Annotated in this window: 5 protein-coding genes; 1 reads left to right on the top strand and 4 read right to left on the bottom strand. The window is 69.6% G+C overall.

Features of this window, described 5'->3' with window-relative positions:
- Positions 1-433 precede the first annotated feature (433 nt).
- The 4 genes from ACYVF3_RS31825 to ACYVF3_RS31810 form a co-directional block, all read right to left on the bottom strand.
- A complete protein-coding gene (locus ACYVF3_RS31825; RefSeq protein WP_461157976.1) occupies positions 434-4,141 on the bottom strand; it encodes an FkbM family methyltransferase in 3,708 nt (1,235 codons plus the stop codon).
- Between the two features lie 315 nt (positions 4,142-4,456).
- Positions 4,457-5,800: a glutamine synthetase family protein gene (locus ACYVF3_RS31820; RefSeq protein WP_461157975.1), complete on the bottom strand. Its 1,344-nt coding sequence runs from the start codon at positions 5,798-5,800 to the stop codon at positions 4,457-4,459.
- Between the two features lie 64 nt (positions 5,801-5,864).
- Positions 5,865-7,478, bottom strand: a complete 1,614-nt coding sequence (locus ACYVF3_RS31815) for an SLC13 family permease (RefSeq protein ID WP_461157974.1) — start codon at positions 7,476-7,478, stop codon at positions 5,865-5,867.
- Between the two features lie 58 nt (positions 7,479-7,536).
- The gene (locus ACYVF3_RS31810; RefSeq protein ID WP_461157973.1) at positions 7,537-9,117 is read right to left on the bottom strand and encodes an alpha/beta hydrolase; all 1,581 of its coding nucleotides are present in this window, start codon (positions 9,115-9,117) and stop codon (positions 7,537-7,539) included.
- 83 nt (positions 9,118-9,200) lie between these two features.
- On the opposite strand from ACYVF3_RS31810, the gene ACYVF3_RS31805 reads away from it, so the two are divergent.
- On the top strand, positions 9,201-10,946 hold the full coding sequence (locus ACYVF3_RS31805; protein WP_461157972.1) for an NAD+ synthase: 1,746 nt from the start codon (positions 9,201-9,203) through the stop codon (positions 10,944-10,946).
- Positions 10,947-11,025 lie beyond the last annotated feature (79 nt).

Here is an 11,025-nt window from a genome sequence, read left to right as displayed (position 1 = left end):
CCACACCATCACCCACAACCCTCAAGGGCCGCGAACTCCGGGGAGTCATTTCCTCGTTCTTGTGTTGGTAACTCTAGCAGGCTCTCAATTCGGCGTTTTCAGGGGGGTCCCTTACTTCCTCGCCGTGAGCGCGAGCCTTATTCGAGTTATCAACTGCCGGTCGGATGCCGAACCGAAGTTCCGCGTCTCCCCAGCGGCCGCCTTACGTTACCCGGTGCGCTTCGCGGTGTCAAACCCGCGCGCCCCGAACCGGTCTGCGCTGTCACGTGGACCCGAACCAGGTTCGGAACCTCGCGGCGCTCCCGGTGCCGTTCTCCGCGAACATCTCGCGTCGTTCGGCTTTCCGTGCGACGAAGAGAAAGTTACGCACACTCTCCGTCAATGTCAAATCGCCTGCTCAAGCCTTGACACCACTCGTTCGGCCTAGCGTCGATCACTTCTGCTTCGGCCGCAGCCATAGCTTCACGGTGCTGCCTTCGCCCGCGGACTTCATGGCTTCGAGCAGGTCAGAGGCTTCCACCGGTCGATCGCGACCGATCGGCACGAGCTCGTAACCCCACGTTCCGAACTCACGGAGCGCAGCTGCCGGGTCGTCTCCGAGCCCGCTGATCGCGTCCGGTGTGAACGAGCACACGATCGAGGGACGATCACGGCGCAGCGCCCGGACCAGCCCGCCGAGCACCCGGTGAACTCGGGCTCCGACGTCCACGTGCACGACCGAGAGCTTGAGCTTCTCCAGCGAGCTGTGGTTCTCCAGCTCCTTGTCCAGCCGGAACGCGGGAACGCGCTCCCCCTGTTCCTGCTCGCCGTTCGCGTCGAGCGGGCTCACCGACATACCGCCGGCGAGTGCGGGCTCACCCTGCAGCTCTCCCGGCCCGTCCCACGCCGCGCCCTCGATGAGCAGCAACCTGCTGGCCCACGCCGCGGGCACGTTCATCTCGACGTTGTGCTTGAGCAGCGCTCGGGCCTGAGGGCTGGGTTCCACGGCGACGACCGCGCCGCTGTTGCCGAGCCTGCTGAGCACCCGCACCGCCTGATATCCGACGTAGGCGCCGACGTCGAGGAAGATCCCGTCCGGTTCGAGCAGCGAATCGATGAGCGCGGAGGTGTCGGCGTCCCACGAGGGGTTCGACGAGAGCCACGGCAGCATCAGCGCGTCGTCGGCGGGCAGCCGCATGAGTCCTGCGTCGCAGAGCACGGGTGTGGTGCTGCCGTCCCCTCCCCCGGTGGCCCGCTCGTGCTCGCGCAGCAAGATCCGCTGCAGCACGTCCGTGCGCTGCAGCGCGTTCGCCGCGTCCCCGGCAGCGCTGCGGACCCCGGATTCGAGGTCGTGGCCGGGCTGGCGCGCCTCCATCGCGTCCATGCGATCGAGGACCTTCTCCAGCGCACCGGTGAGGCCGTCGATGCGTTCGGCCAGGGCGTCGACCCGCTCGTCCGAACCGCCGCTGCCCGCCGGAGCGCCGGCTTCCTCCAGGCGCCGGAGCCTGCGGTGCTGCTCGGCGAGGTCCGCGCGGGCGCGCACCATGCCGTCGTCGGTGCCGACCAGTTGCGCGCCGAACTGGTCCTGCCTGCGCAGCAGCTGAGCCAGTTCGGTGCGGATGGCCTCGACGTCCCCGTCACCGTCCGACTCGTACTGGCGCCGGAGCAGCTCGCCGGCGGTCTGCTCGACACCGTCGACCAGCGAGCGCAGGACGTCGCGGATGTGGTCGTCGTAGTGGCTCAACGCGCGGAGGACGGCCTTGCGCAGGGTCGGAGCGATCGCGTTGGCGCCGCCCTGGCCCACGTCCGGGGCGCGGTGCAGGGCATGCCGGGCGACCAGCAGCGGGCGCAGCGGATCGTCGAACTGACCGTGCTTGTCACCCGACCACTTGGTGCGCCAGTTGCGGTAGGCGTGCTCGACCCGTTCCCGCAGGCGCGCGCCCGCGCGGGCGACGGTGTGCGTGCCCAGCAGGGTTTCCCTGGCAGCGATGCCGAACGCCGCCGTCCCGTCGGGGTCGTCCGCGGCCGCGCGCATGATCTCGGCGGCTGCTTCGACGTCCGGTTCACCCACTCCCTGGCAGGGCACGAGACGCGCGCACTGGGCGCCGAGCAGTTCGACGACCGCGCCGTGCTCACCGGCGATCACCGGCACGCCGTGCGCGGTGACCTCGATCAGCCGGAGGGCGTGCTCATCACCGGCTTCGCCTCGGTGCAGCGAGACGAAGCAGTCCGCCGCGCCGAGCAGTTCGTGCAGTTCGACGCGGCTTTCGACGAGCCTGATCCGGGGATCGGACGCGGTGGCCAGCCGGAGCCGCTCGGATGCCTCGGGGTGCCGCGCGGCGCCGGTGACTCCCACGAGCAGGCGCACGTCGTCGCGCTCGGCGAACGCGGTGAGGAAGGCCGAGACGACGCCGAGCGCGTTGTCGGTGCGCTCGGCGGCGTGGTCCACGTGGGCGGCGACGACGAACTCTTCGGAGAGCTCGAAACGCGCGCGGGCGCCCTTGCGGGTGGGCAGGTCGATGGGCTCGCGCTCGGGCGCGGGCACGGTGACCACGCGGGTCTTGGTCCCGTTCCGGCGGACCGTGGCCCTGCTGCTCTCCGACAGGACCCAGGTCTCGGCCGCGGTGGACACGCCACCGCCGCTGCCGGTGTGCACGTCGATGACGTAGCGACCTGCGGGAACGTCGAGGTCGGGAGCGCAGCGCAGCACCACCGGGTAGTAGGCGGTGTCGGCCGAGGGCAGCCCGGAGGCACCGACGGCCGTGCGCATCATGTCGGCCAGCGGCCCACCGCCGAGGACGGCGACGCCGAGCTGGTCGACCAGGGCCAGGTCACCGCCGGTGCGGCGGTGCACCGCGTCGGCGGGCACCCGGCCGCTGGCGACGCCGACTCCCGCGCACCACTCGTGGAACCCCTCGGCATCGGCGCCGAAGGGGTCCGGGTAGTCGCTGCGCAGGAGGTCGTCGTCGGACCAGACGGCCGCCGTCCAGCGGGAGCCGCCCGCGCTGCGCTGCCTGTCGTCCGCGGGCGCGCAGGCCCACTCCTCGAACGCGTCCGCGCCGTCGGCTTCGAACGGGCTCGGCGGCGCGTCACCACCCCCGAGCCAGGCGTCGAGGTACTGGCGGCGGAGGTCCGCGGGGAGCAGGACCCCGTCGGCGAGGGCGTCGAAGGGGTGCGGTTGCTCGCGGCTGTAGCCGGCTTCGACCAGCGCGTTGCGGTAGTTCGCGCACAGCCCGGCGAGCACCGGGTTCTCCGAGAGCAGCAGCCTCGGGCTGTCGGCGTAGTCGGCGGACAGCAGCCACGGCCGCTGCGGCTGGAAACCGTCGAAGTGCACGCTGCGCAGCCAGGACCCATCGACGACGTGCTCGCCGTCGGTGACCTCCAAGGCGCGCTGCGCGGCGTTGAACACCGACAGGCCCACGCCGGGATCGCGGATCACCTTGTGGTCGACCAGCGCAGGGGCGCCGTCGAGGACCGGCGCGGTCATCGTCGGGTCGGTGCGCAGCTGGTCGATCCAGGTCGTCAGCAGGTCCTCAGCGCCGGGGCGGACGGCGAAGGCGCTGGTGTCGAAGGTGCCGGACTCAGCGAGGTCGGCGGGGCCGGGGCGCAGCCCGTCGGCCGCCAGCGGGTGCAGCACCCTCGGGACCAGGGCGACCGGTCGTTCCGCGGTGAGCCCGGTGAGCAGTTCGTCGAACGGGCCGAAGACCTGCACCCACGGTTCGAAGTGGAGCACGGTCGACCCGGACCGGAGCAGGTGCTTGAGCAGTCGCGGGCGCAGGACTCCGCGCAGCTCCTCGGCGGTGCAGCCGATCGCCAGCCGGGCGAATTCCTGCGGGTCGACGCCGATGTCGGCGATCGACAGGGCATCGGGTTCGTCGCGGACCGCACCGGGTTCGTCGACGACCAGCAGGACGAATCCGGCCTCCGGGTGGTGCTCGCGGAAGGTCGAGCGCAGCACCCGCGCGGCGGGCAGCTGATCGCGACAGGCCAGGGTGCAGCCGAGCAGGGTGAGCGAGGAGGGCTGGGCGGTTGCGGGCTGCTCGGCGGGCCACCTCGGTTCGAAGGACTCCGCCGACTGCTCCAGAACACCCGACTGCAGCTCGACAGCGGACTCGCCGGAGCGCGTTTCGTCTGGCTCAGGATGCGGCTGCGAATCAGTCACAACCGCAACCTATCGCCCCAACAACAACAGAAGAACGCCCATCCCCGGCCAAGCAAAGGCCAAGCCCACCAAAGCCCGTCAGCCAAGCACCGAAGGTGCTTGCTCTGTGCCCCACCCCGGCAACTCGCACCGCCGGGGTTCCGTGTTGTGTGTGTGGGGGGTGGGGGAAGTTTTCATGAAAACTTCCCCCACCCCCCACACACACGACACACCACCATCCCCACACGACGTGCATCAGGAGTGGGGCGCGGAGTTCGCGAAGCCGGTCAGGTTCCCCTGCCGGCAACGCCACGCAGCGAGACCGCGAACCAGGAGTTAGAGCACAGGCAACATGGACGAGAGCTCGTAGGGGGTTACTCGGCTTCTGTAGTTGTTCCACTCCTCGCGCTTGTTGCGGAGGAAGAAGTTGAACACCTCTTCGCCGAGGGTTTCGGCGACGAGCTCGGAGTTCTCCATCTCGTCGAGCGCCTCGGTCAGGTTCTGCGGGAGGTTGGCGTAGCCGGCCGCCTTGCGCTCGTGCTCGGTGAGGCTCCAGACGTCGTCCTCAGTGGACGGCGGCAGCTCGTAGCCCTTCTCCACGCCGCGAAGACCGGCGGCGAGGATGACGGCGTAAGCCAGGTAGGGGTTGCAGGACGAGTCGGGGTTGCGGACCTCGACTCGGCGCGACGAGGACTTGCCCGGCGAGTACATCGGCACTCTGACCAGCGCGGACCGGTTGGCGTGACCCCAGCAGACCGCGGTCGGCGCTTCGCCGCCGATGACGAGCCGCTTGTAGGAGTTCACCCATTGGTTGGTCACGGCGCTGATCTCGCGCGCGTGGTGCAGGATGCCGGCCAGGAACGCCCGGCCCGTTTCGGACAGCTCGAAGGGGTCTTCGGGATGGTAGAAGGCGTTCTGGTCGCCTTCGAAGAGGCTGAAGTGCGTGTGCATGCCCGAGCCCGGTTGGTTGCTGAAGGGCTTGGGCATGAAGGAAGCGCGCACGCCCTGGGTGATCGCGACTTCCTTGACCACGTAGCGGAAGGTCATCACGTTGTCGGCCATGGTCAGCGCGTCGGCGTAGCGCAGGTCGATCTCCTGCTGGCCGGGGGCGCCCTCGTGGTGGCTGAACTCCACCGAGATGCCCATGGCCTCGAGCGTTTCGATGGCGTTGCGGCGGAAGTGCGGCGCGGCGTCGTGGCTGGCCTGGTCGAAGTAGCCGCCGGAGTCGGCGGGCTCGGGCTCGCTGCCGTCCGCGGGGAGGTTCTTGAGCAGGAAGAACTCGATCTCGGGGTGCACGTAGCAGGTGAACCCGGACTCGGTGGCGCGCGACAGGGTCCGGCGCAGCACGTGCCGGGGGTCCGACCAGCAGGGTGATCCGTCGGGCATCTGGATGTCGCAGAACATCCGGGCCGAGTAGTGCTCGCCGTCGGGGGTTTCCCACGGAAGCACCTGGAACGTGCTCGGATCGGGCTTGGCGACCATGTCCGATTCGTAGACCCGGGCGAATCCCTCGATCGCCGAGCCGTCGAACCCGATGCCCTCGGCGAAGGCGCCCTCCAGTTCGGCGGGCGAGATCGCCACCGACTTGAGCATGCCGAGGACGTCGGTGAACCACAGCCGCACGAAGCGGATGTCACGTTCCTCCAAGGTGCGGAGCACGAACTCCTGCTGGCGGTTCATGCTCCGCACTCTAACCGGCTGGTCTCGGGATCGTCTTGATCGGCGTGCCCAGGTGCAGCGCTGATCACCCGAAGCCGAGTGCGGCGACCATGAGCGGCAGCACCAGCGCGATCAGGATCGCTCCGGCCACGTCGAAGACCGCGCCGGATCGGATCATCTTGGTGATCGGCACCGCGCCCGAGCCGTAGACCACGGCGTTCTGCGGTGTGGAGACCGGCAGCATGAACCCGAACGAGGCCGCGAAGGTCGCCGCCAGCGCGGGCACGAACGGGTTGGTGCCCGCCGCGAGGGCCACCGGGATGACGATCGGCACGACCACGGATGCCGCGGCGGTGTTGGAGGTCGTCTCGGAGACCAGCACGGCCAGCACGATCGCGAAGATCGTGATCGCCACGCCGCTGGTCAGGCCGAGGGAGCCGGCGGTGCCCTCGCCGATGGTCTTGGCCAGGTCGGTGTCGGCCAGCAGCGAGCCGAAGATGATGCCCGTGCCGAACAGCACCACGGTCCCCCAGTCGATGCGGGAGGCCTCGGTCCAGGTGAGGGTGAACTTCCGCTGCGACCAGTCGGTGGGCAGGAGGAACAGCAGGGCCGCGCCGAGCACGGCCACGATACCCTCGTCGAGCCGGTCGCTGACCAGGTCGTACGCGGCTGAGTCGTTGCCGGCGAACAGCGCCACGAACCCGGGAGTCACCCACAGCGCGACGGTGATGGTGAAGGCGATCAGGGTGTTCTTCTCCGCGCGGGAGAGCGGGCCGAGCTTGGCGCGCTCGGACGCGACGTACTCCTCCACGCCGGTCAGCCGGTTGATCTCGGGCCGGTTGAGCAGGAGCAGCACGAGGGCCAGGACCGCGAACATCAGCAGGCAGATCGGTGCGGCCATCGCCATCCACTGCAGGAACGACACGCGCTGCCCGGTGGCCTCCTCGATCAGACCGCGGCCGATGAGGTTCGGTGGCGAGCCGATCGGGGTGAGCAGGCCGCCGACGCTCGCGCCGTAGGCGAGCATCAGCATCAGCGCCACGCCCACCCGCAGCCGCAACGGGTCGAACGGCTGCCCTTCGGGGAGCTGCTTGCGGACGAGCTCGGCGATGACCGCGAGGATGCCGACCGCGGTGGGCAGCAGCATGGCGACCGTGGCGGTGTTGGACACCACCGCCGACAGCACGCAGGTGATCGCGCCGAAGGCCACGATGACCCGCCAGGCGCTCCTGCCCACGCCTGGCAACGACAGGATGGTGAACGCGAACCGCCTCGCCACGCCGTGCCGCAGCATCGCCTGGGCGAGGATGAACGCGCCGATGAAGGTGAACACGGTCGAGGAGCCGAAGGGCTCCAGCACGTCGTCGGGCGGCATCACGCCGAGGACCACCACCGCAGCGACGCCCAGCAGCCCGCCCACCGGGATCGGCACGGGTTCGCACACCCACAGCACGATCACGCCGAGCAGCACGGCGGTCAGCTTGTGCTGCGCCGGTTCGAGCTGGGTGGGCAGCAGCAGGAAGAGGACGGTCAGCGCCGGTGCGAGGAACAGTCCCGTGGTGCGGCGCGCGCGTTCGAACCGCTCCTCCGCCGGGGACAGGACCTGTTCACCGAGGCTCTTGTACGTGCTGCCGGACAGCAGCACCGAGGTCACGCTCTGCTCAGCGGGTCTCGCGCCCGTTTCGTCCGCATGGTCCATGCGCTGACGATAGGCGCGATGTGATCCGGTTCACCATAGAGATGATCAGCGGAACCGATCAACCCGAGCAGCGGGTCCCCTGCGCGGGCACCTCCAAGTCGACGAGGTACTTGGTCCCCGCGCGGTCCACGCAGTCCACTCCCTGCAGGAACACCGTGTGCTGGGTGCCCTCGTAGGTCAGCAGGCTTCCGTGCAACGCCTGCGCGAGCTGCACACCCGCCTGGTACGGCGTGGCCGGGTCCGCCGTGGTCGAGATGACCAGCACCGGCGGCAGAGCACCGACCTGCGGCTGAGTGGGTTCACCGGTCATCGGGACCGGCCAGAACGCGCACATGTCGCGGGCCGAGCTCGGCGGGTTGCCGTCGTCGAGGAACGGCGCGGCCTCGCGGTAGCGGCGATCGGCGGCGCGGACCTCCTCGGGGTTCGTCACCCGCTTGTCGTCGACGCAGTGGATGGCGTCGAAGGCGTCGGTGGTGTTGCTGTAGGTGCCGTTGGCTTCGCGGCCGAAGTAGCTGTCGGCCAGGCTCAGCATGGTCTGGCCCCGCCCTTGCTGGAGCTCGGTGAGCCCGGTGTCGAGGGTCTCCCACAGCGACGGCGCGTAGAGGCCCTGGATCGCCGCCATCGTGGCGTCCGAATAGGACAGCTCGCGGCCGTGGCCCGCCTGCGCCGGTGCGTCCACCAGCGGCCGGGTCAGCTGCTGGAACCGGTGGACCGCCTGCTTCGGGTCGTTGCCGAGCGCGCACTGGGAGCGGCCCGCGCACCAGGCGGCGAAGTCGTCGAAGGCGCGCTGGAAACCGGCTCCCTGGGCGACGAGGGCGTCGACCGTGGTCTGCCCCGGATCGATCGCGCCGTCGAGCACCATCGCGCGGACGTTGCCGGGGAAGCTCTCGGCGTACTCCGAACCGATCCGGGTGCCGTAGGAGTAACCGAGGTAGTTCAGCTTCTGCTCGCCCAGCGCGGAGCGCAGCACGTCCAGATCCCGGACCACGTCACGCGTTCCGATGTTGGCGAGCATGTCGTCGCCGGTGCGTTCGGCGCACTTGCCCGCGTACTCGCGCTCCTCCTGCTCGGACTCCGCGACTCCCTTCGGCGAGGTGTCGGCGTCGGAGTCCAGGCGCTCGGCGTCGCGCTCGGCGTCGGTCAGGCAGCGCACGGCCGGTTCGGACGCGCCGATGCCCCGCGGGTCGAAGCCGACCAGGTCGAAGCGGTCACCGATCTCGTTGTCGCTGATGCTCGTGGTGAGGCTCGCGGCAGCGCTCATGCCCGACGCGCCAGGCCCTCCCGGGTTGACCATCAGGGCGCCGATCCGCGATTCCTGGTCGGTGGCCGGTTTGCGCAGGACGCCGATCCGGATCGTCTTGCCCTCCGGATGCGCGTAGTCCATCGGCACTTCCAGCTTCGCGCACTCCAGCGACGAGTCGGCGAACGCCGTCCGGTCGGCCGAGGTCGTCGCGTAGTCGGAGCACGGGCCCCACGCCAGTTCCTGTCCGTAGAACCGGTCCAGCCCGGTGGGGATCGGGCCGACCGGTCCCTTGCGCTCGTGATGCGGCTGCAAGGTCTGGCTGCTCGGGCCGCCGCAACCTCCGGCGGCCAACACGAGCAGCACCATCGCGGTCAGCACTCTGCGTGGACGGGCCATGTCGAGATCGTGACATGAACATGCCCGTGTGATTCATGTCGGGCAGGGGCACACCACCTGGCCGGGTGCGCCAAGATGGGCGCATGCCCCAGTTGCGGATCGCACTCGCACAGGTCAACACGTGTGTCGGCGACGTCGCCGGCAACAGCTCGATGGTCTTGGAATGGACCCGCAGGGCTGTCCAGGACGGCTCCCACGTGGTGGCCTTCCCGGAGATGACGCTCTCCGGTTATCCGATCGAGGACCTGACGCAGCGCAAGTCGTTCGCCGCCGCCAACCGCGACGCGCTGGAGAAGCTGGCCCGCGAGCTCCAAGCAGGCGGCTGCGGAGACGCGCTGGTCGTCGTCGGCCACCTGGGGCACGACGACGAAGGACCGCGCAACTCCGCGTCGATGCTCTACGGCGGCGAGATCGTGGCCACCTACAACAAGCACCACCTGCCCAACTACGGCGTCTTCGACGAGGCGCGCAACTTCGCCCCCGGTTTCGACCTCCCGATCGTCAAGCTGCACGGCATCGACGTCGGTGTCGTGATCTGCGAGGACATCTGGCAGAACGGCGGCCCGGTGACGGCGCTCGGCGAGGTCGGCGTCGACCTGGTCGTGTGCATCAACGCCTCGCCGTACGAGCGCTCGAAGGACGATCAGCGCGTGCCGCTGCTGGCCCGCCGCGCCACCGAGGCCCGCGCTCCGCTGGCCTACGTGAACCTTGTGGGCGCGCAGGACGAGCTGGTCTTCGACGGCGATTCGCTGATCACCGACGCCGACGGGCAGGTCCTCGCCCGGGCGCCGCAGTTCGCCGAGCACCTGCTGATCTCCGACCTGGAGCTGACCGCGGGCGGGCACACCTCGACGACGGTTCCGGCCGAGCCGGGTCCGATCCGGATGCCCGCGTTCGACGTGCGCCGCATCGTGGTCCAGCCCGACCTGGTGCCGGGCTACGAACCGCGTCCGCTGCCGCCGCCCGCCGAACCGCTGTCCGACGAGGCCGAGGTGTGGGGCGCGCTGGTCACGGGCCTGCGCGACTACGTGCACAAGAACGGTGCGCGGACGGTGACCTTCGGCTTCTCCGGAGGCATCGACTCCGCGGTGAGCGCTGCGCTGGCTGTCGACGCGCTCGGACCGGACGCGGTCTACGGCGTGTCGATGCCGTCGGTGTACTCCTCGGAGCACTCGCGCTCGGACGCGGCCGAACTGGCGCGCCGGCTCGGCTGCCACTACGAGACGCACCCGGTCGCCGACCTGGTCGAGGGCTACGTGCGTCAGCTGGAGCTGACCGGCCTCGCGGAGGAGAACGTGCAGGCCCGGGTGCGCGGGGTCCTGCTGATGGCGCTGTCGAACCAGCACGGTCATCTCGTGCTGGCCACCGGCAACAAGACCGAGCTGGCAGTGGGCTACTCGACGATCTACGGCGATGCGGTGGGCGCGTTCGCGCCGATCAAGGACGTGCCGAAGACGCTGGTGTGGAAGCTCGCTCGGTGGCGCAACGCCGCCGCCGAGAAGCGCGGTGAGGTAGCGCCGATCCCGGAGAACTCGATCAGCAAGGTCCCCTCGGCGGAGCTGCGCCCCGATCAGACCGACCAGGACTCGCTGCCCGACTACGACGTGCTGGACGTGGTGCTGGACGGCTACGTCGAGGGCGGCAAGAGCTACCAGGACCTGGTGTCGGACGGGTTCGACTCGGAGCTGGTCGAGCGGGTGCTGCGGATGGTCGACCGGGCGGAGTTCAAGCGTCGTCAGTACCCGCCGGGCACGAAGATCACCTTCAAGGCGTTCGGCCGCGACCGCCGTCTCCCGATCACCAACCGCTGGCGCGAAGTAGCCCCGTGAGCTCGGCACCTCCCAGTTTTAGTCCAAACTGAGCCGACAAAACGGACATGATCATGGCTCGGTTTGGACTAAAACTGGG

It is taken from the genome of Saccharopolyspora tripterygii (genome assembly GCF_054778355.1).
Note: the sequence above shows the minus strand (reverse complement) of the source record. Positions and strands in the feature narration are given on the sequence as shown.